31 protein-coding genes are annotated in these 25,798 nt (G+C 42.3%); 1 reads left to right on the forward strand and 30 read right to left on the reverse strand.

The genetic code is table 11. The features are described 5' to 3' along the window. Positions 1 to 187 precede the first annotated feature (187 nt). The 8 genes from panD to CSV68_RS03260 form a co-directional block, all read right to left on the reverse strand. A complete protein-coding gene (panD, locus tag CSV68_RS03225) occupies positions 188 to 571 on the reverse strand; it encodes an aspartate 1-decarboxylase (RefSeq protein ID WP_083035608.1) in 384 nt (127 codons plus the stop codon). Beyond that, on the reverse strand, positions 564 to 1,445 hold the full coding sequence (gene panC / locus CSV68_RS03230; RefSeq protein ID WP_368665168.1) for a pantoate--beta-alanine ligase: 882 nt from the start codon (positions 1,443 to 1,445) through the stop codon (positions 564 to 566). The genes panD and panC overlap by 8 nt, the downstream gene beginning before the upstream one ends. Beyond that, positions 1,442 to 2,281: a 3-methyl-2-oxobutanoate hydroxymethyltransferase gene (gene panB, locus CSV68_RS03235; protein ID WP_099661449.1), complete on the reverse strand. Its 840-nt coding sequence runs from the start codon at positions 2,279 to 2,281 to the stop codon at positions 1,442 to 1,444. Before panB ends, panC begins: the two co-directional genes overlap by 4 nt. A 246-nt stretch (positions 2,282 to 2,527) precedes the next feature. Beyond that, positions 2,528 to 3,511, reverse strand: a complete 984-nt coding sequence (locus CSV68_RS03240; RefSeq protein WP_099634695.1) for a biotin--[acetyl-CoA-carboxylase] ligase — start codon at positions 3,509 to 3,511, stop codon at positions 2,528 to 2,530. Then, complete coding sequence (locus CSV68_RS03245) at positions 3,489 to 4,667, reverse strand: CCA tRNA nucleotidyltransferase (protein ID WP_099661450.1); 1,179 nt, start codon at positions 4,665 to 4,667, stop codon at positions 3,489 to 3,491. Before CSV68_RS03245 ends, CSV68_RS03240 begins: the two co-directional genes overlap by 23 nt. Continuing rightward, positions 4,664 to 5,803: an N-acetyl-alpha-D-glucosaminyl L-malate synthase BshA gene (bshA, locus tag CSV68_RS03250; protein WP_099661451.1), complete on the reverse strand. Its 1,140-nt coding sequence runs from the start codon at positions 5,801 to 5,803 to the stop codon at positions 4,664 to 4,666. Before bshA ends, CSV68_RS03245 begins: the two co-directional genes overlap by 4 nt. Before the next feature lie 25 nt (positions 5,804 to 5,828). Beyond that, positions 5,829 to 6,629, reverse strand: a complete 801-nt coding sequence (dapB, locus tag CSV68_RS03255) for a 4-hydroxy-tetrahydrodipicolinate reductase (RefSeq protein WP_099661452.1) — start codon at positions 6,627 to 6,629, stop codon at positions 5,829 to 5,831. After that, positions 6,626 to 6,958 (reverse strand): nucleotide pyrophosphohydrolase, encoded by a 333-nt coding sequence (locus CSV68_RS03260; RefSeq protein ID WP_099634691.1) that lies wholly within the window; start codon positions 6,956 to 6,958, stop codon positions 6,626 to 6,628. The genes dapB and CSV68_RS03260 overlap by 4 nt, the downstream gene beginning before the upstream one ends. Before the next feature lie 181 nt (positions 6,959 to 7,139). Between CSV68_RS03260 and CSV68_RS03265 the strand changes: the two genes are divergently transcribed. Beyond that, positions 7,140 to 8,012 carry a YitT family protein gene (locus tag CSV68_RS03265; protein WP_099661453.1) on the forward strand — a complete coding sequence of 291 codons (873 nt, stop codon included), beginning with the start codon at positions 7,140 to 7,142 and terminating at the stop codon, positions 8,010 to 8,012. Between the two features lie 38 nt (positions 8,013 to 8,050). Here CSV68_RS03265 and CSV68_RS03270 read toward each other — a convergent pair whose 3' ends face one another. From CSV68_RS03270 to CSV68_RS03375, 22 genes are all read right to left on the reverse strand, one after another. Continuing rightward, the gene (locus CSV68_RS03270; protein ID WP_233190451.1) at positions 8,051 to 8,719 is read right to left on the reverse strand and encodes a zinc metallopeptidase; all 669 of its coding nucleotides are present in this window, start codon (positions 8,717 to 8,719) and stop codon (positions 8,051 to 8,053) included. Between the two features lie 66 nt (positions 8,720 to 8,785). After that, positions 8,786 to 9,397 carry a lipoprotein heptaprenylglyceryl N-acetyltransferase LhaT gene (gene lhaT / locus CSV68_RS03275; protein ID WP_199175005.1) on the reverse strand — a complete coding sequence of 204 codons (612 nt, stop codon included), beginning with the start codon at positions 9,395 to 9,397 and terminating at the stop codon, positions 8,786 to 8,788. Between the two features lie 92 nt (positions 9,398 to 9,489). Next, a complete protein-coding gene (locus CSV68_RS03280) occupies positions 9,490 to 10,257 on the reverse strand; it encodes a menaquinol-cytochrome c reductase cytochrome b/c subunit (RefSeq protein WP_099634688.1) in 768 nt (255 codons plus the stop codon). 51 nt (positions 10,258 to 10,308) lie between these two features. After that, positions 10,309 to 10,983, reverse strand: a complete 675-nt coding sequence (gene qcrB, locus CSV68_RS03285; protein WP_029053030.1) for a menaquinol-cytochrome c reductase cytochrome b subunit — start codon at positions 10,981 to 10,983, stop codon at positions 10,309 to 10,311. A gap of 22 nt (positions 10,984 to 11,005) precedes the next feature. Beyond that, positions 11,006 to 11,509 carry a QcrA and Rieske domain-containing protein gene (locus tag CSV68_RS03290; RefSeq protein ID WP_099661454.1) on the reverse strand — a complete coding sequence of 168 codons (504 nt, stop codon included), beginning with the start codon at positions 11,507 to 11,509 and terminating at the stop codon, positions 11,006 to 11,008. 369 nt (positions 11,510 to 11,878) lie between these two features. Further along, positions 11,879 to 12,328, reverse strand: coding sequence for a DUF2487 family protein (locus CSV68_RS03295; RefSeq protein ID WP_158233038.1), 450 nt, complete (start codon positions 12,326 to 12,328; stop codon positions 11,879 to 11,881). Between the two features lie 85 nt (positions 12,329 to 12,413). Further along, positions 12,414 to 12,974, reverse strand: a complete 561-nt coding sequence (locus CSV68_RS03300; RefSeq protein ID WP_099634686.1) for a ReoY family proteolytic degradation factor — start codon at positions 12,972 to 12,974, stop codon at positions 12,414 to 12,416. 1 nt (position 12,975) lies between these two features. Continuing rightward, on the reverse strand, positions 12,976 to 14,238 hold the full coding sequence (locus CSV68_RS03305; RefSeq protein WP_099661455.1) for a tetratricopeptide repeat protein: 1,263 nt from the start codon (positions 14,236 to 14,238) through the stop codon (positions 12,976 to 12,978). Positions 14,239 to 14,265: 27 nt separating this feature from the next. Beyond that, on the reverse strand, positions 14,266 to 15,561 hold the full coding sequence (aroA, locus tag CSV68_RS03310; RefSeq protein WP_099634684.1) for a 3-phosphoshikimate 1-carboxyvinyltransferase: 1,296 nt from the start codon (positions 15,559 to 15,561) through the stop codon (positions 14,266 to 14,268). Between the two features lie 15 nt (positions 15,562 to 15,576). Next, positions 15,577 to 16,689 (reverse strand): prephenate dehydrogenase, encoded by a 1,113-nt coding sequence (locus tag CSV68_RS03315; RefSeq protein WP_099661456.1) that lies wholly within the window; start codon positions 16,687 to 16,689, stop codon positions 15,577 to 15,579. Between the two features lie 12 nt (positions 16,690 to 16,701). Continuing rightward, a complete protein-coding gene (gene hisC / locus CSV68_RS03320; protein ID WP_099634682.1) occupies positions 16,702 to 17,793 on the reverse strand; it encodes a histidinol-phosphate transaminase in 1,092 nt (363 codons plus the stop codon). A gap of 28 nt (positions 17,794 to 17,821) precedes the next feature. Next, positions 17,822 to 18,187, reverse strand: coding sequence for a chorismate mutase (gene aroH / locus CSV68_RS03325; protein ID WP_099634681.1), 366 nt, complete (start codon positions 18,185 to 18,187; stop codon positions 17,822 to 17,824). Then, positions 18,184 to 19,290 (reverse strand): 3-dehydroquinate synthase, encoded by a 1,107-nt coding sequence (aroB, locus tag CSV68_RS03330; RefSeq protein WP_099661457.1) that lies wholly within the window; start codon positions 19,288 to 19,290, stop codon positions 18,184 to 18,186. Before aroB ends, aroH begins: the two co-directional genes overlap by 4 nt. A 1-nt stretch (position 19,291) precedes the next feature. Further along, a complete protein-coding gene (gene aroC / locus CSV68_RS03335; protein ID WP_099661458.1) occupies positions 19,292 to 20,473 on the reverse strand; it encodes a chorismate synthase in 1,182 nt (393 codons plus the stop codon). 23 nt (positions 20,474 to 20,496) lie between these two features. Next, positions 20,497 to 21,270, reverse strand: a complete 774-nt coding sequence (locus CSV68_RS03340) for a CheR family methyltransferase (protein WP_099661459.1) — start codon at positions 21,268 to 21,270, stop codon at positions 20,497 to 20,499. Between the two features lie 115 nt (positions 21,271 to 21,385). Further along, the gene (gene ndk, locus CSV68_RS03345) at positions 21,386 to 21,832 is read right to left on the reverse strand and encodes a nucleoside-diphosphate kinase (RefSeq protein WP_085428805.1); all 447 of its coding nucleotides are present in this window, start codon (positions 21,830 to 21,832) and stop codon (positions 21,386 to 21,388) included. Positions 21,833 to 21,922: 90 nt separating this feature from the next. Next, positions 21,923 to 22,897, reverse strand: coding sequence for a polyprenyl synthetase family protein (locus CSV68_RS03350; protein ID WP_099634727.1), 975 nt, complete (start codon positions 22,895 to 22,897; stop codon positions 21,923 to 21,925). Positions 22,898 to 22,923: 26 nt separating this feature from the next. Beyond that, a complete protein-coding gene (locus CSV68_RS03355) occupies positions 22,924 to 23,619 on the reverse strand; it encodes a demethylmenaquinone methyltransferase (RefSeq protein ID WP_099634677.1) in 696 nt (231 codons plus the stop codon). A gap of 36 nt (positions 23,620 to 23,655) precedes the next feature. Continuing rightward, positions 23,656 to 24,369: a heptaprenyl diphosphate synthase component 1 gene (locus CSV68_RS03360; protein WP_158233037.1), complete on the reverse strand. Its 714-nt coding sequence runs from the start codon at positions 24,367 to 24,369 to the stop codon at positions 23,656 to 23,658. Between the two features lie 29 nt (positions 24,370 to 24,398). Further along, complete coding sequence (mtrB, locus tag CSV68_RS03365; protein WP_099634675.1) at positions 24,399 to 24,620, reverse strand: trp RNA-binding attenuation protein MtrB; 222 nt, start codon at positions 24,618 to 24,620, stop codon at positions 24,399 to 24,401. A 65-nt stretch (positions 24,621 to 24,685) separates the two neighbouring features. Further along, positions 24,686 to 25,255, reverse strand: a complete 570-nt coding sequence (folE, locus tag CSV68_RS03370; RefSeq protein WP_099634674.1) for a GTP cyclohydrolase I FolE — start codon at positions 25,253 to 25,255, stop codon at positions 24,686 to 24,688. A 177-nt stretch (positions 25,256 to 25,432) separates the two neighbouring features. Then, on the reverse strand, positions 25,433 to 25,705 hold the full coding sequence (locus CSV68_RS03375) for an HU family DNA-binding protein (RefSeq protein WP_037561579.1): 273 nt from the start codon (positions 25,703 to 25,705) through the stop codon (positions 25,433 to 25,435). Positions 25,706 to 25,798: the final 93 nt, after the last annotated feature.

Here is a 25,798-nt window from a genome sequence, read left to right on the forward strand (position 1 = left end):
CCTTAGGACGCTTTCTTGTGGGCCCAGCTGGAGCAAAGCGAACAACGAAAGGTTTGCTTAGCCCAAGATCCCTCCCACGGAAAGCGCCCGCCTGGAACGCAGATCGACTTTGCTACCTTTCCCCACTTACTTAATCTACAAATGAAACCCCCATTCGAATAACTCTCAAATGGGGGTTTAGTACTCATTAGAATATAGCGACGCCTGGCTTTTCCGTGATAACTTCCTTCACACGATTCTGCTCATCCATAATCAACACAGTCGGCTGATGAGTACGAGCCTCTTCGTCCGACACATAAGCATAGGAAAGAATGATAACGATGTCGCCTGGCTGCACTAGACGCGCTGCAGCTCCATTGACACAAATTACTCCACTGCCCGGCTCTCCCTCGATAATATACGTTTCGAAGCGCGCACCGTTATTATTATTGACGATTTGCACCTTCTCATTCGGCAACATACCCGCAGCCTCTAATAGCGCTCCGTCGATTGTAATGCTCCCTACGTAATTCAAATTAGCTTCCGTCACAGTAGCGCGGTGTAATTTTCCATTCATCATCATTCTAAACATTTTTCTCATCCTTTATAGTTGACATAATAATATTATCTATCAATCTTGCGTGAGTAAATTGTACTGCCGCGGCCAAGATTACTTCCTGCGTATCATCGATCTTCTCTTCCAGTGACGGATACGCAAGTACTTCGACATAATCAATTGTACCGGATGTTTCTTCTTCGATCTCTTTGCGCACAATCTTCGCGACTTCTTGCAGTGGAACGCCTTCATAATAACTGCGTTTCCCCTGTGATAGTGCACGGTAGATTGCACTCGCTTCATTCCGTTCATGTTCAAGCAAACGAACATTACGAGAACTTTTTGCAAGTCCGTCTTCTTCTCGAACAGTAGGTACACGTGCAATCGACGTGCGAAGATTAAAATCACGAACGAACGTTTCGATAATCGCTAGTTGTTGCGCATCTTTCATGCCAAAATACGATTCATCTGGATCGACGATGCTGAATAATTTCAACAGAACTTTCAATACTCCGTCGAAATGTCCTGGCCTCGAAGCTCCACATAGTCGCGATGCTTGTTCTCCAGGTAAAATACTAATGCCGCTCTTACGAGGATACATTTCATCAACAGACGGAATAAATAAATAGTCGACACCTGCTGTGGAAGCCAGTTCTGCATCATGTTGTTCATCGCGTGGGTATGCTTCGTAATCTTCTCCTGGTCCAAACTGCGCAGGATTAACGAAAATACTCATTACGACAATATCATGATCTCTTCTAGCTTCTTCTACTAATTCCATATGGCCTTCGTGAAGGAAGCCCATTGTCGGTACGAAACCTACCGTGCGTCCTTCACGCTTTCTAGGATTTAAGATGTTTTGCAACTCTGCGATCGACCGAACTATTTGCATGGTGGCACTAGTATTCATAGTGTCTTGCCCCCGTACAATGCTTCAAGTTCTTCTTCTTTCATTGTAAAGCGATGGCTTTCAGAAGGGAATGATCCATCCTTAACTGCTAAATTATATAACTTCATTGCACCTTCAATATCTTTACCGACTTCTGCGTAACTTTCGACGAATTTCGGTAATTTATGATTACCGTAGCGCACCATATCATGGAATACGAGTACTTGGCCATCTGCTTCAGCGCCCGCACCGATGCCAATGATAGGAATAGATACTGCCTGCGCGACTTCTCTCGCCAATTGGAAAGGAATGCATTCCAGTACAATCATAAACGCACCCGCTGCTTCACAAGCTTTAGCATCTTCAATCAGTTGTTTAGCTGCAGCTGCCGTTTTCCCTTGTACCTTGTATCCGCCACTAACCCCAGCAGACTGCGGAAGCAATCCTAAGTGTGCACATACCGGCATGCCAGCTGTCGTCATCAAGTTGATTTTATCGATGACCGCACCACTTCCTTCAACTTTCAATGCATTCGCTGAAGTTTCCTGGAATAAACGTAAAGCATTCTGTAATGTGGTATCAGCAGATCCGTGATACGTACCAAACGGCATGTCTACGATTACGAATGTATCTTTTGCACCTCGTCGAACCGCTTTACCGTGGTGAATCATTTCATCAAGCGTTACATGTGCTGTCGAATCATAGCCAAGCACGACCATCCCTAAGGAATCCCCGACAAGAAGTACATCAATCTCGGCTTGTTCTGCAATTTGCGCTGTCGGATAATCATATGCAGTTAGCATACTAATCTTTTCACCGTTCGCTTTCATTTTCGAAAAATCTGTTGTAGATTTCACTGTTCATCTTCTCCTTTACGTCTGATTTCAGCAGGCGTTTGGTAGGCAAAAAAACCAAAAATAAAACCCTACTGATCCAAATTTGGACAGAAGGGTTGCGTAAGCGTTTGATTATGCTTCCTCCGTCCCTGTCTAAATAGATCAAGGCAGATCTCGTATATAATTCATTTGCCAAACAGGTGCAGCTCCAAAATCGATACCGCCCTATGCGTACACTATATCAAAACAGTAAGATTCTGTATAGTTTTAATTCTTAACTTCAATGTCTGCTGAATAAATTCCACGTACAGTGCCGTCAGCCAATCGAAGTTCTAGCATGCCATCATGAGAAATACCAAGTGCAATTCCTTCAACTGTTTCATGGACCATACTCGCTTTGATTTTCTTACCCGTAATCGCAGCATAGCTCTCCCATAAAATTTTAATTGGCGCAAATCCTTTTTCGACATATAAATCTGTATATTGCTCAAGGTACTTAAGAATAGCCGCCACTAATTGCGCACGGTTAATCATTTCTCCTTTTTCAATACGCAATGAAGTCGCTATTGTCTGAAGTTCTTCAGGGAAATCAGACTGCTGCTGATTGGCATTGATTCCCATCCCTAAAATAATTGCTTTGACACGATCGGGATCGGACTGAAGCTCTGTCAGGATACCTGTAACTTTTTTGCCATTTATTAATATATCGTTTGGCCACTTAATAACCGGTTGAATATCCGCTACCTCTTCAATCGCGCGAACAATTGCGACCGCTGCAACCAATGTCAGTTGTGGCGCATATTGAGGTGCCAAATCAGGACGAATAATCAAACTCATCCAAATACCTCGATTTGCTTTTGATTTCCAAGGTCTCGCTAAACGTCCTTTACCCGCTGTCTGCTCTTCCGAAATAATCAACGTGCCATCTTCCGCTCCATTTTGCGCATCTTCATGTGCAATGGTCTGCGTAGTAGGCACGGTTGTAAAGTATTTAATTGTATGACCGTAGCGTTGTGTCGTTAAATATTCGGTGATATTTCCTTGGTTGACTAAATCCGGTGCTTCTATTAAGTAATAGCCTTTTTTACGTTGTGACCCAATTTCATAGCCCTCTTCTTCAAGTTCTTTTATATATTTCCAGATTGCTGTGCGGGAAAGACCGAATTCATCGGCAATATCTTGACCCGATATGGGCTCACCTTGTGCGGCAAATAATCGTTTTAATAATTCATTTTTCACGGGAAGTTTCATTTATAAACCATTCCTTTATCGCCAGTGCGTCATTTTCGATTTGTCCGTAGACAACCGCTCGTTCAATTTTCATAATCCACTCACTTGTCCATCTGCCACCGCTTTTTCCTGACCATATCAATAAATCTTTTCCTGTGAACGCCAAGTCTGCACGTTGCAGAATCGGCAACTGCTTTTTATGTTGTTCAATTTGCTGACTGCTGAGATCATGACCTTCATGATTGGTGTAATAGATTCTTCCCACTACTTCCAGTACGTCGGTTGGATAACTATAGAAATCCCAAAGGTCAAATGGTCGTTCTGTACGTACAGCATATGCTTCTTCATATAGTTTCAGGAAGCGTTTTTCTTCATTGGATAATTTGTAGAGCCTAGCTAGTTCTGTTGCCGATGTGTCCGTTACTGTCAGCATCGCTGCGAAGCCATGGCGTGCGTGAAGAAAAGGTGTATAGCGATCCAGTGATTCAAACGCTGTAAATAACTCGGGAAATAGTTTGGGTAATCCAATTTCACGTCCGTAATGAAACGCCCGTGAAGGGTTCAGCCCTTGAAACAGTTTATCCATTTCTGTTTTGATCCGTTCAATTGCTACATGACGTAACGATGAAGCTAGTTGTCCCATCGAATACAATGTTTGCCATTCTATTTCAAAATCTAAAACAGACGAAAAACGCAAAGCACGGAAAATTCGCAGCGGATCTTCTTGAATGCGTTCTTCCGGTCTTCCAACAGAACGAATAACCTTTTGCCTCAAATCTTTAAGTCCATCAAATAAATCAATAAGTTCTCCGTCAACTGTCATAGCAAGCGCATTGACCGTAAAGTCACGGTGTTGCAAGTCCTCTTGCAATGAAGTTACATAGACGGTATGACTCAGTTCGTTGTATGTAGTGTCTGTCCGGTATGTCGTCACTTCAATCGGCTCGCCATGCATCAGCACAAGGATTGTCCCATGTTCAATGCCTATATCAATCGTGTGGCGGAACACCTCTTTCACTTGATGCGGTGTGGCGGAAGTCGTAATGTCAATATCCAATGGTTTTTTACCAAGCTCGGCATCACGTACTGCCCCACCAACAAATACAGCCTCATAGCCCGCTGCGTGCAATTCTCTAAGTACTTGCCGGCTCGCTGCTGAACCGAATGAAGCTGTCATTTCATCGCCGCCACTTCATAATATAATTCTTCATATTGTTCTACTATTGATTCGGAACTGAATTCTTCCACTACAGTTCGCATAGCATTCCTCTTCATTTGTTGATGTAATGTGGAATCACTCAGCAACTGTGTCACACGATTTGCGACGGCTTGCACATCACCTAATTCCACCAAAAATCCGTTGACCCCATCTTCCACAACTTCTGGAATACCACCTATCGCATTTGCTACAGCTGGCACACCACAAGCAAACGCTTCAAGTAACACGAGACCAAACGCTTCTTTCTCGGAAAGCAACAGCATCACATCACTGATGGATAATAATTCGGGCAGATCATCACGCTTCCCTAGGAACAAAATGTCGTCTTGCAACCCATTATCCTCAACATATTTCTCCAAATCAAATTTCTCCGGGCCTTCACCCACTAATAACAATTTTGCTTTATGTTGCTGATCTAGCAAACGGAAGCTTTCGATAATATCGGGAATACGCTTCACTTTACGGAAGTTAGATATATGAATTAGAACTTTTTCATCTGCTGCAATGCCGAGCTCTTCCCGAAGATGTCCCACTTCACGTGGATAATACTTTTCTTCATCGATGAAGTTATAAATCGTTCGAATTTCTGTCGTCGGTTGTAGCAACTCGATCGTTTCATTACGTAGAGATCGCGATACAGCCGTGACACGATCAGATTTATTAATACCATAAGACAATGTGTTTTTTAATGCAGGGTCGTGACCGAGAATCGTCACATCGGTGCCATGTAGAGTCGTAATGATACCAATAGATGATTGTGCCATATCTTTCGCCAGAACAGCGGAGATCGCATGTGGGACTGCGTAGTGGACATGCAGTAAATCCAGCTGTTCTGATTCAATGACTTGCGCGATGCGGTTGGCAAGGGCGATGTCATACGGAGGATACTTGAATACTGCATAGCCTTCTATCGTTACTTCATGAAAATGGATATTCGGATGGATATCTAAAAATCGAAACGGTTTACTAGATGTAATATAATGCATCTCATGACCTTTAGCCGCCATTTTTAGTCCTAACTCCGTTGCCACTACACCTGACCCTCCGAGTGAAGGATAACAAATGACGCCTACTTTTAATTTTCTTTGTTGCATACGTTAACCGCCTCACTGCAAAAGTTTAATCTATAATTTTTTCAAGACCGTAAATGAATCGTGTAGAAGAAACAGATTCACGGATTGCCAATAGTATTCCTGGCATAAAGGACTTTCGATCGAATGAATCATGTCGGATCTTGAGTAATTCCCCTTCACCGCCAAGTAGTACTTCTTGATGTGCGAGTAATCCCGGTAAACGAATGCTATGGATTTTCATTCCTTCAATATCTGCACCGCGTGCACCTTTAAGTGTCTCTTGTTCTTCTGGGTGCCCTTGAATGTGAGCTGCACGTACTTCACGGATCATCTCAGCTGTCTTGACAGCTGTTCCGGACGGTGCATCCAATTTACGATCATGATGCATTTCTATTATTTCAACGTCCCCTAAGTAACGAGCAGCTTGTTGAGCAAATTTCATCATGAGAACCGCACCAATAGAGAAGTTTGGTGCAATAATACAGCTTTTTTGCTGTTCATTAGACAAGTTCTCTAAATCTGTAAGCATTTCAGCAGTCAAGCCGGATGTTCCAATTACCACGTCCATGCCGAGTGACAACGCTTGACTTGCATTAGCGAATACAGCATCTGGATCTGTGACATCGAGTAGTACATCGGGATGGTGTGCAGCATGCAAAGCTTCGAGCGACGTATAAATCGGTATCCCATCTTTGGCATCTGTAACTATTCCATTATGTAAATATTCTCCATCATGTTTATAATCAAGTACTGCCACAATCTCAATGTCTGCTGCTTCCGTGCCTGCTATTATTGCAGTTCCACCCATTCTTCCACGTGCACCTGCTATCGCTAATTTAATCGTCATTCTTCTTCCTCCTTTTTCGTCCAACGGTCTTTATCTCTTGTGTTGAATTTTGTCATTACGGAATCAAGCGCTTCGGATAAATCAATTTGTTGTGAGTTGGCAAAACAGATGAGGACGAATAATAGATCGCCCGTTTCTTCCTCCAATGTTCGTACGGCCTCTGTAGATTTTTTCTTCTTCATACCGTAGCGATCCTGCACTTCACGGGATAATTCCCCTAACTCTTCTGATAGTCGAGCGATGAGTTCCATTGGAGGAAAATATCCTTCTTTAAAGCCGGTTATGTATGTATCCACATCTTGTTGCAATTGTTCCATTGTTTTAGTCATCGTAATCCACTCCCCTTCCTATCGTATGCATTCTTCTGGCTATTGTCAAAATATAATATTTAGCACATACTATGTATATTGCACGTATGGTCGAATGATAATACGCGCGTATATGGGACAAGCTACATAGAACAAGAAGCTCAATTACATCTAGAGTCAATTAACGGGAGGAGTGTTGTGTTTGTTCACTGGAATTCGTATACGAAATATCTTATTAATTATGTTAGGTGCAGCACTATTTAGTTTCGGACTCGTGAACTTTACGATTCAGCATGAACTGGCAGAAGGTGGATTTACCGGGATCACCTTGATTTTGTTGTTTGCTTTTAATTGGGATCCCGCTTTAATGAACCTAGTGCTGAATATTCCAATGTTCATAATAGGCTGGAAGATGCTCGGTAGACGTTCCTTTATATATACTGTCATTGGTACGGTAGCCGTGTCGCTTTTCATTAAAATCTTCATGAAGTATCAAGTGAACATCCATATGGAAGGTGATCTGTTTCTTGTCGCGTTATTTGCCGGCGTTTTCATCGGTGTAGGACTAGGTATAATATTTAGAAGCGGCGGGACGACAGGTGGCTCCGATATCATTGCGAGACTCGTGCATAATAAATATGGAATTACAATGGGCAAAACGATGTTTGTGTTTGATGCAGCTATTATTTTGTTATCGTGGGCTGTCTATTTAGATTATCGCTCCATGATGTATACATTAGTTGCGTTATTCGTCGGTGCCCGTGTCATTGATTTCGTGCAAGAAGGAGCCTACTCCGCTAGAGGTGCATTCATCGTCACAAACTTCCCGGATGAAATTGCTAGTAAAATCTCAGATTCAATGGAAAGAGGCGTGACAGTATTCAAAGGTTACGGTCATTTCTCAAAAGAAAATCGTGAAATACTTTATTGCGTAGTCGGAAAAAATGAAATGATTCGATTGAAAAATCTCATCACTTCTGTAGATCCCGAAGCATTTGTCTCCATGATGGAAGTGCATGATGTGATGGGAGAAGGATTTACATTGGATGAACAGAAACGACCTATAGGTGATTAAAAAAATCCTTCTGCATGAGCAGAAGGATTTTTTCTTTATTAGTCGCGGTTTGTAAAGATTAAAATCAAACGAACTAGTTCAAGTACTGCTACTGCAGTTGCGGCAACATATGTCATCGCGGCTGCACTTAATACTTTCTTCGCTTGTGGTTCTTCATCGTTACGAATAATACCTAGTTGAACGATTTGATCCATCGCACGTGATGATGCGTTAAACTCTACTGGCAAAGTGACTATTTGGAATAGTACCCCAACTGCCATCAACAGAATCCCAATACCTAGCAAAGAGTTCATGCTAGAGAAGATGATCCCGATCATGATGAATACCCATGATGCGTTGGAAGTTAAACTTGCGACTGGCGCCAATCTGTGGCGGAAACGCAAAAATGAATAAGCTTCTTTGTCTTGAATCGCGTGGCCAACTTCGTGCGCCGCTACTGCTGTACCTGCTACAGATGATTCGTGATAGTTACTTGTGGACAATGCCACGATTTTTGTCATTGGATTATAGTGATCCGTTAAGAATCCTTGGCTTTCCACAACTTTTACATCATGTAAACCATTTTGATCCAGAATGAGTCTCGCTACTTGAGCACCCGTCATCCCAGAAGTAGAACGAATCTTTGAATACTTTTTATATGTGCTTTTCACTTTAAATTGCGCATAGATAGGAAGCAATAAAATGATACCAAAGTAAATCCAGAACACGTCTATCTCTCCCCTTTCTCTCTACCCTTAATTTTATAATGTTTACTTACTTACTGCAACTATTAACTACGCTTTCAACACCCGTACATCCAGTCTTGACCTATAATTCCACATGGCAATGACAATACAAGCAATGGATAACCAAAATGTGAAATAACCGATTTGGGGACTGAATTGCGTCAAGTCATGATAGATCGGCATTTGTCCGAAAACATAATCGATGACATCGTTATGAAGTGTCCAAATTGCGGCAATTGCAATATGCCAAGCTGTGAACTTATACTTTGGCAGGTATAAGATTCCTTGCAATGCCATCGCGAAGTGAGAGGCAATCAACATCCAGCCTACCCAGCCGATTGAACCCGTTACAACGAGTGTCAACAAATTCATAGCGACAGCCCATAAGCCATACTTTACTAACGTGATGAGTGCAAGAGCCTCCATCAATTTAAAGTTTCGATTGAGTAGCCAGCCTATTATGGCGATACAAAAGAACAAAGTAGCTGTAGGACTATCCGGTACGAAAATCCGGAATTTCGGCTCAGTGATTTCTAATTGCCACATATACCAATCATAGCCGTAGACCGAGCCTACTATATTAATAAAAAGAAGAATCCATAAGAATGATTTATGTGAAAGGATCATCCAGATTTGTGCCCATAACATTCGCAAAAACATCACCACTTCCATCGGAATGTACTACTTCTATGTATAGTTTATTTACGGATAAATATATAGAAAAAAAGAGTCAGTTTCCTGACTCTTTTTTCTTACTTCGTTTCTAGCTCAGATATAAATTCAGCAAGTACTTGAAGATCTTCATCTGAACCTTCCCATGTACCAGCAGGCATTGAACCTCGGCCATCATGAGCGATTTCGATAATTTCTTCAGCTGTCATACCTGTGTTAGTTAACGGTAAGCCCAATCCACCTTGGAAGGAGTCACCGTGACAGCCAATACAGGAAGAGCCCTGATAAATCTCATACCCTTCAGCCGTTTCATCATATTCTACTTCATCCACAATTGCACCTTGAACTTTTGCTGCTTCCCAGTCGTGGTTTTCGACTGATTCCCAAGTCAAGTAGAAGATAGCTAAGAATGAAAGAATCATGAAGCCTGTTGGCAACGGACGCTTAAATGGACGTCTCTCTTTCGTTGTATCCATGAATGGAACTAGCATTAATGCCATAAATGCCAATCCTGGAATGACGATCGCACCGATCACGTTATAAGGACCGGAAGCGAATTCATATTTCAATAGCTGATACATGAATAGGAAATACCAGTCTGGTATCGGTATATACATTGTATCCGTCGGGTCCGCTTGACGCTCAAGCGGTGACGGGTGTGCAAGAGTAACGATTAGATAGCCGATTAAGAAAACTGCTCCAACCATCCACTCTTTCAATAGAAAGTTTGGCCAGAATGCTTCGGTTTTACCCGGATATTCTGAGTAGTCTTTTGGTGTATTCGCCATCTTGCCTGAAGCCTTGATGCGCGAATCCCCAACAAATTTCATCCCTTTTCCGCGGTGCATGTTATTCCCTCCTTCTTAAATTTCAGATGACCCTAACCATAAAACTGGTTCTTATAGTGGTCCGGAAATACCTTGTCTTCTGATCATGATAAAGTGTGCTGCAAGCAACCCAAGCAAAGCAGCTGGTAGGAAAAATACATGAATCGCGAAGAATCTTGTTAACGTCTGTGCACCTAAAATCGTGGAATCACCCGCGAGAAGGATTTTAATCTGTTCTCCGATGAAAGGTACTGACGCGGCAATCTCAATCCCAACTTTTGTTGCAAATAGAGCTTTCATATCCCAAGGTAATAGATATCCTGTGAATCCAAGACCTAGCATGACACCGAAGATCAATACTCCGACGATCCAGTTCAATTCACGAGGCTTCTTATAAGACCCTGTAAAGAATACACGCAAAGTATGTAGGAACATCATTACGATAACTAACGAAGCTCCCCAGTGGTGCATCCCTCGCACAAGTTCACCGAATGCAACATCGTTTTGAAGGTAGAAAACTGATTTCCATGCGTTTTCAATATCCGGTGTGTAATACATTGTCAGGAACATACCAGACAAGATTTGGATAACCGTTACGAAAAACGTCAAACCTCCGAAACAATAGATGAATGCAGAAAAATGATGTGCAGGGTTTACGTGCTCAGGTACTTCGTGGTCAGCGATATCTCGCCAAATTGGTGTGATATCTAACCGTTCATCCACCCAATCATAAATTTTATTTAACACTGCGGTCGTACCCCCTTACCCTTTAGACTAATGTGTTCGGTATTACTCCACCAAGATAGACAAATCCGTCGATGATTTCTACTTCAAACTCATCAAGCGGTCCAAGCGGCGGTGTTCCTGGAATATTATCACCATTTTTCTTGTAACGTCCAGCGTGACAAGGGCAGAAAAACTCGTTTTTATGCTCGTCGCCTTCCCAGTTAACTGTACACCCTAAGTGTTTACAGACCGGAGAAAGTGCTATGACTTTGTCGCCTTCTTTGTAGACCCAAGCCGTGTTAGATTCGTCAGAAGTATACCATGCATCTTGTCGATCTTTGATTGTATAGTCTACACGAACCGGTACTTCCGAAAGATCGGCTTCTTTTTGCGGTGTTGGAATCATGTCGGAACCGCCGGCACTAGCCAGAACGGGATCAATTGCGAAACGAATCATCGGCATCAGCATTGCAGATGCCATGAACCCACCAGTTCCCATTAGTGTATAACTTAGGAACGTGCGTCTTGACACTTTATTGCTCATCAGTAATTTCCCTCCTCTTACTCCAAAGTCAGTCCCACGGACATTCTTTTGCTAATTGTAATACTAGGACATATCTATGATATATCAATATGAAACTAAATTCAATAATGCTTTTAGTAGGTACTTAAGTTTGTGGACAAATATTAAGATTTGGTGACAAACGACGATCTCCCTTTAAATAAGTTGCAACTAGTGCTTGTACCCTTTTGACGACGGTGTTTAGAGTGCGTCTGTACTGATAATGACATGAAATTTGATTTACTTCAAGTTCTAAGACGAAATGAAGTAGCACTCTTACGTCAAGAGCACACTACCGTAGCACAAATTACCTACCTAACACTAAGTCTGCCTTCAATAATCATAACTTGACCTTTACTGTACGTTCCAACTCTCCATAAAGTGTGTCAGGACTTGCCTTAGCTGGTCTTCCATGATGGTCTGGCGTAGATGGTTGTCCATTGTCTCCAAAGGGATAGACGGTAGCCAGACGACTTTACCTTCCACCGTCACGCTCGTCCACTTAGGATCCGTCGTAAGATAGAAGACATGTGTAAAGGAAGATTTTTTCAAATCCTCCGACAATGTGTCCGCGATTTGCTGCAAATCTGTTGACTGCGTGTACGAAACGGGCGGCATGAACATCATACGCCCCTTGAACTGCTTCTCTATGAACATCGACAGATTCATCAAGAACTCAGAAGAGGAAGCACTGTTTTTCATCGTTTCAGGTCGTGTGTCTATAGCTATTAAAGGCACAACGACAGTATCAATATATTCTTTCTGATTGATATACGTATCCACATCTTTCGGAACCCAATTCATTGTCATTCCTCCTTGCATCACTCAGTAAAGTTTAGCCTATATTTTCCCTCAACGCAAACCAATGATTCCACCGCGGAGGGCGAAATCATTGGCTGATGTCTTTATCTTTTTTCATCTCATTCAACATAGCTGTTAAGCTTATGAACAGCTCACGGTCACCGTTGTCCAGCGCTTCGTCGATTCTCTTCAGCAACATGTCATTTGTCGTTAATGTGAAACTTTCTTCCAACAGCTTTTCCGCTATTTGTTGGTCTTTCTTTTTCTTCAGCAGATCTTCCGGCAAATAAGGATTCTCTTCCGCCACACTCGCATACTCGGGACATTTATTACTGTGTTTGAAATTCAGTTGGATGAACATATCCTCGTCAGGATGCAGTCTGAGGTCGTGAAAGGACTTTTCCGCATCAGCTGTCATCAAAGTACCCTTGTAGAAGCGAAAAGGGATACTGTCCACTTCTGTCGTAGAAATGATCATGGCGCGTGGACAGTGATGAGCCTCATTTGTAAAATGAACATTCGTTAATAAATGTTCGTTGCTGAGAAGATAATTTAAAATCCATACACATTCCCGCCGCTTTAATCGATAGCGCTTTAAAAACCACCTTAAAAATTCTTTTTTGGCAGCTACAGGAACCATGGCCTTCATCTTACCCCTCCTCTTCAGATTGCGCGATGTATGCCGTCCATTCCTCTTCATGCGGAGCGATTCTAACTAACTGCTGAATTATCGATAACGCTTCATCACGCTTACCATCCTCCAGCAAGAATCGTGCATATTGATCTAAGAAAGCAGCATCTTCGTTCATCCCATCATATGCTTTGAAATACATTTCATACGCTTTTTCGTAATCTTCTGTGCGTTCATAAGCATATGCAAGAAAAGCATGAAGTAAAGGGATTTCTAGTTGATCTACCTCAGAGAACGTCAGTAAATCAATTAACGCTTCGTCTTTTTCCTGATTTTCATAAACCGAAGCAAGCGTTACGAGTGCATCTATATACTCCGGATCTAAAACGAGCGCTTCTTTCAAATGTTCTTCTGCTTGTTGCGGCATTTGCAGTTTCAGAGCAGATTTTCCTGCCGCCAGCTGCAATTCTTTATCGAACTCATCACGTTCAATACCTTTTCTGAAAAGCTCTAACGCTTTGTCGTCTTCATTTTGTTGTGCATAGCTTTGACCCGCAAGCATATAAGCAGAGAAGTAATCTGGATCCATTTCTAACAACTGCTCAAGACGTGTGACTGCTTCCGAGTAGCGTGCAGTTTGATAGTATGCCAATCCTAATCCAAACAACTCTTCAGGATTTGCTTCCTGGTCAAGTAATGCCTCATAAAAAGGAATGGCTTCCTCGTACGCTGCACCTGCACTGTAGGCTTCCGCGAGACGTGAGGACAGTCGTACCCCAGCGATTTCTTCAGTCGCCTCGTGAAGCTTCTCATATATCCTCACAGCCTCACTGTATCTTCCTGATTCCAACAGAAGTTCTGCTTCCGCGAGTTGGATTATCGGTTCGTGCGGAGCCAACGTTAATGCTTCACGCACTTTAGATAATGCCGTTTCTGCAAGTCCGAGCATTTGATAATAATCCGCTTGTGCAAGCAATGCTTGTACATACTCATCTTCATCCGGCGAAATGTCCGTCAGCAATAATAACGCTTCGTCCTCTTCACCCAGTTCCAGTAAAGCCGCGGCGCGATCTATTTTCAACTGAGCTTCATCCGGGAATACTACCAATAACTGAGAAAATATATCGTCTGCTTGTCCGATGAATCCATATTCGATCAACAGATTTGCAGCATTGTATAATGCGTCATACTCGTTAGCAGCTTGCAGTTTCTGTATTTTATCTTGTAGAGCATCTAAATCCCCATCGAGTACTATTTGCTCCAATTCCTGCAATACATTCATTTTTTCACCTGAGCTTTCTATTCTACTTTATTGATTGACTAGCTCCGATAGATCTTCGAAAAAGTGTGGATAGGAAATCGCGATACAAGATGGATTATCGATATGAACAGGACTTGACGTGATCAATCCCGCTACCGCTGCCATCATGCCTAAACGATGGTCACCGTATGATTGAAGTGTAGCTCCCGTTAGCGGTGTCGGTCCATTAATAATCATGCCATCTGCTGTAGTCTCGATATCTGCTCCGAGTTTCCGTAATTCCGTAGCGACAGCTTCAATACGATCCGTTTCCTTGACACGAAGTTCTTCTGCATCCTTAATAATAGTCTTTCCATCTGCTTGTGTTGCCAATAAAGCAAGCACAGGAAGTTCATCGATCAATCTCGGAATCAAATCACCACCAATTTCAGTTCCTCGCAGACTCGAATGCTTTACTCGTACAGTGCCATAACGCTCACCCGAAAACCCTTGTTCATCTGATAATTCTATTTCTACACCCATCGCTTCTAGTACATCCAGTATACCTGTTCGTGTAGGGTTCAATCCAACTTTCAAGAACGACACATCACTGTCTTTCACTAACGCCGTGGCTACCATGAAAAACGCCGCAGAGGAAATGTCTCCTGGTACGACTACATCTGTTCCTGTCAGTTGCTGTCCGCCTTCGATTCGGATTACTTGATCTTGTTGATCCAGCTTCGCGCCAAATTGTACTAGCATACGCTCGGTGTGATCACGTGATACAGCAATTTCTGTAACAGACGTAATGCCCTTCGCTTGAAGACCGGCAAGTAATACAGCGGACTTTACTTGTGCACTAGCAACCGGCATCAAATAGTCAATTGCTTGTAACGCTTTCCCAGTGATGGTAAGTGGTAAATAATCAACCGTTCCTTTGCTCGTGATATTTGCACCCATTTCTTCTAAAGGTTCCGTCACGCGCTTCATTGGACGCTTGGATAAATACTGATCCCCACACATTTCAGATGTTACGGAAGAACCGGATAAAATGCCTAACATTAAACGGGCGGTCGTTCCTGAGTTACCCGCATCAAGTGCTTCAGCCGGAGTCTGCCAATTCGCAATGCCAGGACTTTCAACAGTCACATTTGTGCCGTTGCGGGTAATTTCCACACCAAGTTGCTTGAACATTTCAATCGTACTCAGACAATCTTCACCATCCAAAAATCCACTGATTGTTGTTTTACCTTTTGCAATTGATCCCAACATAACCGCACGGTGGGAAATTGATTTATCTCCAGGTACTTGTAAAGCGCCGCGAAGAACCGGCTTTTCAAATGAAACCGTTTGTTGTTCTGACATTACGCTCTCCCCCTTTTAAAGTACGTGCATAGAATAGTCAGTTTCTGCTGTCAATACTTGACGAGCTCTCTTACGTTCAGTAGCTGATTGAAAGCTGACAACTAAAATACCGTACACATCTGTACGTGTTTCTACGATTCGTATATTGGTCAAACTAATATTGGCAGTTGCCAGGATTTTCGTAATTTCGGAAATCACACCTGGATGATCGGGTACGTCGATGTGTAAATCAAACGTCATGTAGAGCGCCCCTTGGACCGCCCCTTCATTTGTAGAAGGAAGTTGATCGCGGTATTTTTTTGCTTGCGCAAAGAAATCAAAAATACGTTCTGGATTATTGTCTTCCAGCATAGCGCGAATGCCGTTCATTTCTTCGAGCCAGCCATCAACTTGCGACAATAATTCTTCTCGGTTTTGTATGGTGATATCTCTCCACATGACAGGATCTGCTGAGGCAATTCGCGTTAAATCCCGGAAACCACCTGCAGCCAATTTTTTCACAAACGGTTGTTGCTCTTCCTGTGCAGCTAAGCGGCCAACTAATGAAGAGGCTACAATATGCGGAAAATGGCTGATGATCGCTGTCATACGGTCGTGTTCTTCCGCTTGCAGAACAATCAATTTGGCTTTTGTTGGTGATAGCAATTTTTCAATAACATCGATTTGGTCTTCAGTTGTTGATTCATTCGGTGTCAGAATATAATACGCGTTTTCAAAAAGATGTTCCAACGCAGCAGATACACCACTTTTATGGGAACCTGCCATTGGATGGCCACCTATGAAAGTGATCCCTTTTTCTTGTAAGACCTTCGCAGCATCCATTATCGGTTTTTTCGTACTCCCTGTATCAGAGACGATTACATGTTCTTTGAAATCCCAGTCTACTGCTTCTTCAAAAAGAGCAACCGTCGTATTGACAGGCGTCGCAAAAACAACAAAGTCAGCCTGTTCGCAGGCTGATTTTGCAGAAGGTGCGACCGTGTCGATGATTCCTCTGCGAAATGCTTCGTCAGCAGTTGCATAAGAGCGGTCAAAACCTACAATATGAATTTCTGGATTTCGTTTTAATGCTAGACCAAGTGATCCACCGATCAATCCGAGTCCAATTATACTTACAGTCGTTTTCATTGTCATCTATCCTTATTGGTTAGTTAATAGTTGATCGAACGCTTTAAAGAAGCCGGTATTTTGTTCATGCGTTCCAATCGTCACGCGAACAAATCCTGGTGTGCCTAGCAGATTTCCGCTGCGGACAATATAGCCGTTTTGCAATAACACTTCGCATGCCGCATCTGCATCTCCAGGTACAGCAAGTAATACAAAATTAGTAGCAGACGGATAGATTGCCAATGCATGCTGTTTCGCATAGTCTGCGTAGCGTCTTCGTTGTTCTTCATTTTTAGTTACACACTCTTTTAGAAATTGCTGATCTCCAAGAGCAACTTCTGCTACAGCTAATGCGAGTGAGCTGTTGTTGAATGGATTCCGTACTTTATTGAGCTCAGTTACAACGCTCGCGTTAGTAACGCCATAGCCTATACGGAAACTTGCTAGGCCGTATGCTTTAGAGAACGTGCGAAGTATAATCAAGTTCGTATAGTCATGGATCCACTGCACCGCATCTTGTTGTGCTGGATCCGTAACAAATTCAAAATATGCTTCATCGAGAACAACAAGTGCGGTTTCAGGTACCCGATCTAAGAAGCTTTTTATGGATTCACTCGATAATAGATTACCTGTCGGGTTATTTGGATTACATACCCAGATGACAGCTGTTTCTTCATCAACAACTTTTAGAAACCCTTCTAAATCGTGGTCGCCATTTTCAAGCATAGCCACTTCACGAATTTCGGCACCTTCTACTTTTGCGTTATGTGCGTACTGAGGGAAAGTCGTGGAAGCCATCACCGTATTAGTACCGGGTTGTAGTATTGCGCGGGAAATGAGTGTGACAATTTCATCTGAACCATTACCAAATATCATTTCATTCGGATCGATTTGATGGAACTCTGCAAGCTTTCCGCGTAATCCGGCAGTGTAAGCATCTGGATAAATTTCAAATTGAGCTGCCTTTGAACGTAAATATTCTGCGACTTCAGGTGATGACCCGTAAGGATTTTCATTTGAAGCGAGCTTATGTACTTCTTGCAGACCATATGTACGTTTTACATCTTCTAATGAACGACCAGGTGTATAAGGCTTCATCGTGTGTAAAATTGGTTTCCACTTCATAGGATCGCTCCCCTTTACTTCTGTTTTGTTATTTTTGTAAATCAGGTCGTAATTGAACTGCGTTATTTTGATAGATATGTTGTATTTCCTCTTGTTTCTTGGAAGTATTGACGTTCATCATGACGCGTATACACTTACGCATAGAGCCTGGCACATCGATTTCATGTGTACACATGACCGGTACATACGTCCAACCTTCAATCGAGCGGATCGCTTTTGCAGGAAATGCCGCTTTGACATCTACTGTAGTTGAAACAATTACAGAACCGATATCTTCCGGTTTGAATTGATTCGCCTCTGCCATTTCGAGTACAAGAGATTCTGTTGCTTGTAACACTTCTTTTGCGTCATCCTGTTCAACGGTTGTCGCACCTCTAATTCCCCTTATGCTCATACAATTCCCTCGCTTTCCAATTTTGCTTTAAATTCCTCAAATGCCAACTGACACTCTTCTGAACTAATCTCTTTTACAAAAGGTTCACCAATTTTTTGTAATAAAACAAAATTCATCTTGCCGAATGAAGCTTTTTTATCCTTTTGCATATAGGATAATAACTCTTCGAAACTATAAGAGAATACTGGCTTAAATGTATAGCCATTTTTATTGGCAAAATGAAGATAGCGATTCGTGAATCCTTCAGGTACATTACCGTATTTTTCACTTAGCAAGAAGGCATACCCCATACCAATCATGACACATTCACCATGACTGAGGCTACCGAATCCAGAAGCCGCTTCCACTGCATGTCCAAATGTATGGCCGAAATTCAGAAACTTTCGCGTAGAATTCTCAAACTCGTCTTCTCCCACGATATCTGCTTTTACTTTGATGCCTTGCAGTAATTCTTTTTCAAGCCACTTGATAGATGGTGTAGAAAACTGTTCTTCTCCCAGTAATTGCTCCGTCCATAACGGATCCGAAATAAAGGCATGTTTTACCAATTCCGCTAAGCCAGAACGCATTTCTGAAGCAGGCAATGTTTTGAATACATCGGTATCAAACAATACAGCTGAAGGTTGATGGAACGACCCCACCATATTTTTTCCTTCAGGCATATTGATGGCTGTTTTGCCACCAACTGCACTGTCATGCGCAAGCACAGTTGTCGGACATTGGATAAAGCGAATACCACGCATAAACGTAGCTGCCACAAAACCAGTTAAATCCCCACAGGCTCCTCCACCAAATGCAATTAATAGTGAATTTCGTGTAAAACCTTCAGTCAGTAAGAAAGACTGACAATCCACGTATACTTCTGGCACTTTACACTTCTCGCCGCCAGGTACGATTTTCACCGATACCTCGCGACCAGAACGTACTAGTGCTTCTTGCAATAAAGGAAGGTGTAGCTCTGCCACTTGTGCATCGGCAATAATTCCAATTTTATCTGTCGTACGTAACAATTCTGCATATTCAGTTGAAAATAATTCATAGGTGTTCGAACCTACATAGACATCGTATTGGTGATCACGGACGGAAACAGTTAACTTATCCATCTTAAAACTCCTTTACATATTGTCTATATTGTTCAATGTCCTTCTGTAAACCATCCATCGTATCCGAACGGAATTCTTCCATGATTGCTTTAGCCATCTCTGTAGCGATGACATGTTCAGCTACAACAGATGCAGCAGGTACTGCACAAGGGTCGGAACGCTCAATCGTTGCAACGAAAGATTCCTTTGTATCGATATCTACGCTTTCTAGTGGTTTATAAAGCGTCGGAATGGGTTTCATTACACCTCGAACTACGATCGGCATACCCGTCGTCATTCCGCCTTCAAGTCCACCTAAACGATTGGATTTGCGGTAATAACCCAGCTCTTCATTCCAGCTGATTTCATCATGTACTTCACTGCCTGGCATTTTGGCCATATCAAATCCTAAGCCTACTTCAACACCTTTAAAAGCGTTGATGCTCATCATAGCACCTGCAAGTTTGCCATCCATTTTACGATCGAACTGTACGTAACTACCAATTCCTGGAGGACATCCTTCAATGATGACTTCTACTACGCCACCAAGTGTGTCGCCACGCTTTTTAATATCATCTATAGCTTCCGTCATTTTGACAGACGCGTCTGGATCCACACAATATACTGCATCTTCTTCAACAATCGCACGCAGTTCTTCTATGGATAGATTCGCATAAGCGGCAGGATCTGTTTCAATGCCGCCAATTTCCGTAACATGGGCTACAGTTTCGATCCCAAGCTGACGCAAGAATTGTTTCGCTACTGCTCCGATTGCTACACGCATCGTCGTCTCACGTGCAGATGAACGCTCCAAAACATTTCGCAAGTCACGATGGCCATATTTCATACCGCCGACTAGATCTGCGTGTCCAGGACGTGGACGAGTGATCTGACGCTTCACATCTTCCGGATTTACGTCTTCAGGAAGTGGTTCTACGCCCATGATACCCGTCCAATGTTTCCAATCATCGTTAACAACTGTTAGCGTAACTGGTGACCCTATCGTTTTGCCATGACGTACACCTGATGAGATTTCTACACGGTCCTTCTCTATTTGCATTCTACGACCTCTACCGTGACCGCCTTGTCTTCTCTTTAATTCTTTATTGATCATCTCAGCCGTTAGCTCCATCTGTGCAGGTAATCCTTCAATGATGGCAGTAAGCTGTGGACCATGAGATTCTCCAGCTGTAATAAAGCGCATATTCCATTCCTCCGTAACGTGGTTTAGTGTTTTTTTCTATAAAAGAATGTATCTACTGATTCAAAATTGTATTTTTCAGGATTAAATATTTGTTCTGTGCTTCCAACGAACAGAATACCACCTGGTTTAAGTGCTTTGGAGAAGTTGGTATAAATTTGATCTTTCGCTTCTTCCGTGAAGTAAATCATCACATTACGGCAGACAATCAAGTCGTAATTCGTATCATAGCGATCTTCCAGCAAGTTTTGCTGTTTAAACGTGACCGTTCTCTTGATATCTTCTACCACTTGATAGGAAGCACCTTCTTTTATGAAGAATTTATCAATGATTGGCTTTGGCACTTCTTTTAATGCACGATCATTATAAAGGCCAACTTTGGCACGATTTAATACACCCATATCTAAATCCGTTGCAAAAATGGAGATATCACGCAATGGAAGATAAGTTGATAGAACCATTGCAAGCGAATACGGCTCTTCGCCGGTAGAACAAGCTGCGCTCCAAATTTTCAATCGCCTATTCTTCTCCAATAATTGCGGAAAGATTTTTTTCTCCAAGACGTTCCAACGTATGGCGTTGCGGTAAAATTCTGACACATTAATCGTCATGCGGTCCAAGAATTCTTCCAATAAGGCTTTGTCCGTTTGAATAGCTAGAGAGTAATCTTTAAAATTACGAAAGCCTTTCTTTTCATATAGTGAAGTGAGTCTTCTCTTCATCTGGGCTTCTTTATACAAAGACAAATCGATCCCGGTTTTCTTCTTGACCCCTTGAATTAACATCGAATAATCAGACATTTAACAACCCCCTGTTGCCTTTTCTTTCTTATGTACGTTCTTATTATAGCGGAAAAAGTATGTCGTATGTATAAGAAAAACAGCCATGCGAAATTCGCTCGGCTGTTCTTGGCGATTAATTAATCCAGTTGTTCACTGTTTTGTCATAAGTCACAAGCTCTTCTTCTTTAAAGAACAAGTTAATCTCGCGGCTTGCTGACTCAGTTGAGTCTGAACCATGAATAATATTCTTGCCTACTGTTACAGCGAAATCTCCACGAATAGTTCCAGGAGCTGATTCTTTTGGATTTGTAGCACCCGTCATTAAGCGTGATGTAGAGATTACGTTCTCGCCTTCCCATACCATTGCGAAAACTGGTCCAGAAGTGATGAATTCTACAAGTTCTCCGAAGAATGGACGTTCTTTATGCTCTCCGTAATGCTGTTCAGCAAGTTCTTGAGAAATATTCATTAATTTCCCGCCAACTAGTTGGAATCCTTTACTTTCAAAACGACCAACGATTTCACCAATTAAGTTACGTTGTACGCCGTCAGGCTTTACCATTAAAAATGTTCTTTCCATCTCTAAAACACTCCTTCAATCTTCTATAGGGATAATCCCTTTTAAATCGTAACATTGACGCCTTTTTCTTTCAACTATTAACAAACATCGTCAATATTTTCGTTGGCCGATAAAATCAGCAATTTGAGTCAAAGCTTTCTTTGACTTGCCATTCGGCAGACTTTCCAATTCCTTCAGTGCTTTGATCAAGTACAAATCACTTACATGCTGTGCTTTTTCAATCGCACCACTTTGTCGAATATAACGAAGCATCGCTTGTCTATCCGATTCTTCCATCTCTCCGGTAAATGCACGTTCCATATAAGGCTTGAACTGTTCATCATCTTTTATGTATAGAACAGGCAATGTAATATGACCATTTAATAAGTCGCTTCCTGCCGGTTTACCAAGTTCTGCATCTGTTGAAGTGATATCTAAAATATCATCGATGATTTGAAATGCCATTCCAGTGAAGTATCCGTATCTCTTTAGTTTCCGTACAGTCTGAGCGTCCGCATCTGCACTGAGCGCGCCGAGTTCACAACTGGAGGATAGTAATAAAGCGGTTTTCCGCTTAATACGTTTCAAATAGTCGCGCAGATCTTGATCGGTTTGTTGTTGGAAATCAATTTGAATAATTTCCCCTTTGCATATCTCAAGCATCGTTTCAGCAAGAATCTGATGTACAGGTGCTTTTTCGATATTACCGATAGATGTTAGCGCTCTTGAAAAGATGAAGTCCCCTGCATACATAGCCACTCGGTTGTTCCACTTCGCTTTGACGGTTTCTAAACCACGTCGCATATCTGAATCATCAATTACATCATCATGGACGAGAGACGCCATGTGAATCAACTCAAGGGATACTGCAATCTTCGCAGCATTTTCCAGCGAATAGGTTCCGAATTGTGCAGCCATTATAACGAAAATCGGCCGAATCCTTTTTCCACCAGCTTTCAATAAATGCAAGGAAGCTTGACGAACAATGGGAGAAGAGGATTGCACGGAACGCTCAAGCTCTTTTTCAATATAGGACATATCTTTGCGGAAATCCGTATAAAGCGACATCAACTTAATTTTTTCCAACCCCATTACCTTCTCCCGTGTATTCATTATTTGTAAGCGATATGGCCTGCCGCCGCACCGCCACTGTAAGACTTATACGAAACTTCTTGATATCCAGCATCGACAAAAAGCTGTGCTAGCTCTTTCATACCTGGGAAATCATTTGCCGATTCTTGAAGCCAAGAGTATTCTTTGTAACTTTTTGCAAAAAGCTTACCGAATAACGGCATAATATATTTGAAATAGAAGCGAAACCCTTGACGATAGACAGGTATTTTAGGTTGAGACGTTTCCAAACATACTGCCATTCCACCTGGTTTTAATACGCGTCGCATTTCTTTTAATACAGTCAAGTAATCAGGAACATTGCGTAGACCAAAACCGATCGTCACATAATCAAATGTATTGTCCGCAAAAGGAAGTGACATGGCGTTACCTTGAACCAAGGTAAGATTCGGGTAAGGCGCTACTTTCTCTCTGCCGGAATCCAGCATGTTAGCACTGAAGTCTAAACCGACTACTTCACCAGTAGGTCCTGTAGCTTGAGCCAATGCGACTGTCCAATCTGCAGTACCACAACAAACGTCAAGTGCTTTAGCTCCTAACTGTACATTCATGCGTTCCATTATATCGTTCCGCCATTTAATATGTTGATTGAAACTGATCACGGAATTCATTTTATCATAGTCTGTAGAAATTTTTTCAAAGACGTTATGAACTTTTTCTTCTTTTGAGACCGCCACAGTTCGTCCCTTCTTTCTTCACTTCAGTTTACTTTCTTATGGGTTCGTCATTTTCTGCAACTCTGCTATGACTTCAGTATGTAAATAAAAGCTGTTCTCTAATCTGTTGTTGAGCTGTTGCTGTAATTGCTTGATCCAATCTTGTGTATCATTCGTACTCGGCACTAGATGCGGAAACTTCATTCGATTCAAATCCTGGTATCTGCTGTCAAGCAACCAGACGAGAGGAAAAATAGTCTCTACGATGTGTGTGTAGCGACTAAAGCCGAACGTCTCGAAGAATTCCACAATACATGCACTTTCCACTTCAGCGATTAACTGCAACCGCTCGTCAAGAGTAGTTGGCGGCGCTTGAAGCAATGTCGTCTTGCATTCGTTGACCCTGCCGATTGCTACTGACAAAGAACGAATGAGATGGAAGTTCGGGATCGACGCTAACAGCTTATAGTGGATACCACTGAAGTGATCTCCCGCAAGAACCATCAATTGCTGTTCTTTGGATGAAGCATCAACGATATCGATTTGATCATGGACATCAAAAGCCGTATGGATGGCACCAATCGCCAACGCCGCGGTTTGCATCTCATCTGTCCACTGCTCGCCGTTAAGCAAAGGCAATAGGAGCAACGAAGCTTTACGCCTGTCAATCGGAGCATGCCCTGCATCTCGTTCGACCACTGGCTGATAAATAGCACGTCGCAAATGGTGTATATAATTGTCGACTTGGTCAGTGAATCCTTTTGTTTCCATCAGTAAGCTCCATTCCCGTAAGGATACGGTCATTCTTTTTCTTCGCTCTCAATTACGCCGTGAGCTGTATGAATTTCAGCTTCTCCCCGAATCTTTATAGCGGAGGTATGCTCGGTAAACTGCGCGATCATGACTTCTCCTCTATCTAGCTTTTCGGTATGGTGAAACTTGGTGTCATTGCCTCTCGTGAGACCAATGACATTCACTCCATCTTTTTTCGCTTTGATAATTAGATAATCTGGTTGTGTCATTTTCGCATCTCCAGTCTATATATAATCCTAATGATAGCATATACAGCAAGCGCTCGGCAAAGACCTTAGTTCGTTCTAATAAGAGATAAAATTTCAGCACGTTTCACGTCATCATGTTCATAGATTCCTCTAGCAACGGTCGTGATCGTTTTAGCTCCCGGCTTCTTAATGCCTCTCATCGTCATACACATATGTTCAGCTTCGATGATGATATAGACACCATGGGGATTCAACTTTTCCATCATCGCATCTGCCACACTGGATGTAATGCGTTCTTGCAATTGTGGACGACGCGCTGCTGTTTCAACAGCTCTTGCCAACTTGCTCAAACCAGCAACTACTCCATTGCGTGGAATGTATGCTACATGGGCCACTCCAAAAAACGGCACTAAGTGATGCTCACACATAGAATAGAATGAAATATCTTTCACCAATACGACTTCATCATGGTTCTCATGGAATACCGTATCGAAATACTCTTTTGGATCTTTGTTTAAACCTTCAAATACCTCTTGGTACATTTTTGCCACACGTTTTGGCGTCTCAAGCAATCCTTCACGAGTCGGATCTTCACCGATTGCTTCTAGGATCATCGTAACCGCCTGCTCTAATTTATTTATATCTTGCTCTTTCATAACAGCATGTCCTCCTTGTAGGAACAAAACCTATTTCCCCAAAATACTAGCACATTCCATTCATTCCGTATAGTTACTTGTATTTCATTATGTATACCATTAAAAAACGGAAAGGAGTCCATCCATGGCCATCTGATGAACAGATTCGCTGGACGGACTCCTATGTAAAATCTCAAATTATTTTACTGCGTCTTTAAGTGCTTTACCTGCTTTGAAAGCTGGAACTTTACTTGCAGCGATTTCGATTTCTTCACCTGATTGTGGGTTACGTCCTTTACGTGCAGCACGTTCGCGTACTTCGAAGTTTCCGAAACCAATCAATTGAACTTTATCACCGTTAGCAAGAGTCGATTGAATTGTATCGAATACAGCTTCAACAGCTTTAGTTGCGTCTTTTTTTGTTAGACCTGCCGCTTCTGCCACAGAGTTAATTAATTCTGTTTTATTCACACCGTTCACCTCCTCTCAAAGGGGGATGCTATTGCTGTTAACACTGTAAAAAGAGTAACATAAGAAAAACCACGGTGCAACAATATTATCGCT

The sequence above is a fragment of the Sporosarcina sp. P29 genome (assembly GCF_002743265.1).
Classification (GTDB): domain Bacteria; phylum Bacillota; class Bacilli; order Bacillales_A; family Planococcaceae; genus Sporosarcina.

Excerpts from the sequence above, each read along its gene's own strand:
- panD (WP_083035608.1), bottom strand. The coding sequence starts at position 571 with ATGTTTAGAATGATGATGAATGGAAAATTACACCGCGCTACTGTGACG.
- panC (WP_368665168.1), bottom strand. The coding sequence starts at position 1,445 with ATGAATACTAGTGCCACCATGCAAATAGTTCGGTCGATCGCAGAGTTG.
- CSV68_RS03240 (WP_099634695.1), bottom strand. The coding sequence starts at position 3,511 with ATGAAACTTCCCGTGAAAAATGAATTATTAAAACGATTATTTGCCGCA.
- CSV68_RS03245 (WP_099661450.1), bottom strand. The coding sequence starts at position 4,667 with ATGACAGCTTCATTCGGTTCAGCAGCGAGCCGGCAAGTACTTAGAGAA.
- bshA (WP_099661451.1), bottom strand. The coding sequence starts at position 5,803 with ATGCAACAAAGAAAATTAAAAGTAGGCGTCATTTGTTATCCTTCACTC.
- dapB (WP_099661452.1), bottom strand. The coding sequence starts at position 6,629 with ATGACGATTAAATTAGCGATAGCAGGTGCACGTGGAAGAATGGGTGGA.
- CSV68_RS03260 (WP_099634691.1), bottom strand. The coding sequence starts at position 6,958 with ATGACTAAAACAATGGAACAATTGCAACAAGATGTGGATACATACATA.
- lhaT (WP_199175005.1), bottom strand. The coding sequence starts at position 9,397 with ATGTTTTTGCGAATGTTATGGGCACAAATCTGGATGATCCTTTCACAT.
- CSV68_RS03280 (WP_099634688.1), bottom strand. The coding sequence starts at position 10,257 with ATGCACCGCGGAAAAGGGATGAAATTTGTTGGGGATTCGCGCATCAAG.
- CSV68_RS03295 (WP_158233038.1), bottom strand. The coding sequence starts at position 12,328 with ATGAATTGGGTTCCGAAAGATGTGGATACGTATATCAATCAGAAAGAA.
- CSV68_RS03300 (WP_099634686.1), bottom strand. The coding sequence starts at position 12,974 with ATGAAGGCCATGGTTCCTGTAGCTGCCAAAAAAGAATTTTTAAGGTGG.
- CSV68_RS03305 (WP_099661455.1), bottom strand. The coding sequence starts at position 14,238 with ATGAATGTATTGCAGGAATTGGAGCAAATAGTACTCGATGGGGATTTA.
- aroA (WP_099634684.1), bottom strand. The coding sequence starts at position 15,561 with ATGTCAGAACAACAAACGGTTTCATTTGAAAAGCCGGTTCTTCGCGGC.
- CSV68_RS03315 (WP_099661456.1), bottom strand. The coding sequence starts at position 16,689 with ATGAAAACGACTGTAAGTATAATTGGACTCGGATTGATCGGTGGATCA.
- hisC (WP_099634682.1), bottom strand. The coding sequence starts at position 17,793 with ATGAAGTGGAAACCAATTTTACACACGATGAAGCCTTATACACCTGGT.
- aroH (WP_099634681.1), bottom strand. The coding sequence starts at position 18,187 with ATGAGCATAAGGGGAATTAGAGGTGCGACAACCGTTGAACAGGATGAC.
- aroB (WP_099661457.1), bottom strand. The coding sequence starts at position 19,290 with ATGGATAAGTTAACTGTTTCCGTCCGTGATCACCAATACGATGTCTAT.
- aroC (WP_099661458.1), bottom strand. The coding sequence starts at position 20,473 with ATGCGCTTTATTACAGCTGGAGAATCTCATGGTCCACAGCTTACTGCC.
- CSV68_RS03340 (WP_099661459.1), bottom strand. The coding sequence starts at position 21,270 with ATGTCTGATTATTCGATGTTAATTCAAGGGGTCAAGAAGAAAACCGGG.
- ndk (WP_085428805.1), bottom strand. The coding sequence starts at position 21,832 with ATGGAAAGAACATTTTTAATGGTAAAGCCTGACGGCGTACAACGTAAC.
- CSV68_RS03360 (WP_158233037.1), bottom strand. The coding sequence starts at position 24,369 with ATGGAAACAAAAGGATTCACTGACCAAGTCGACAATTATATACACCAT.
- mtrB (WP_099634675.1), bottom strand. The coding sequence starts at position 24,620 with ATGACACAACCAGATTATCTAATTATCAAAGCGAAAAAAGATGGAGTG.
- folE (WP_099634674.1), bottom strand. The coding sequence starts at position 25,255 with ATGAAAGAGCAAGATATAAATAAATTAGAGCAGGCGGTTACGATGATC.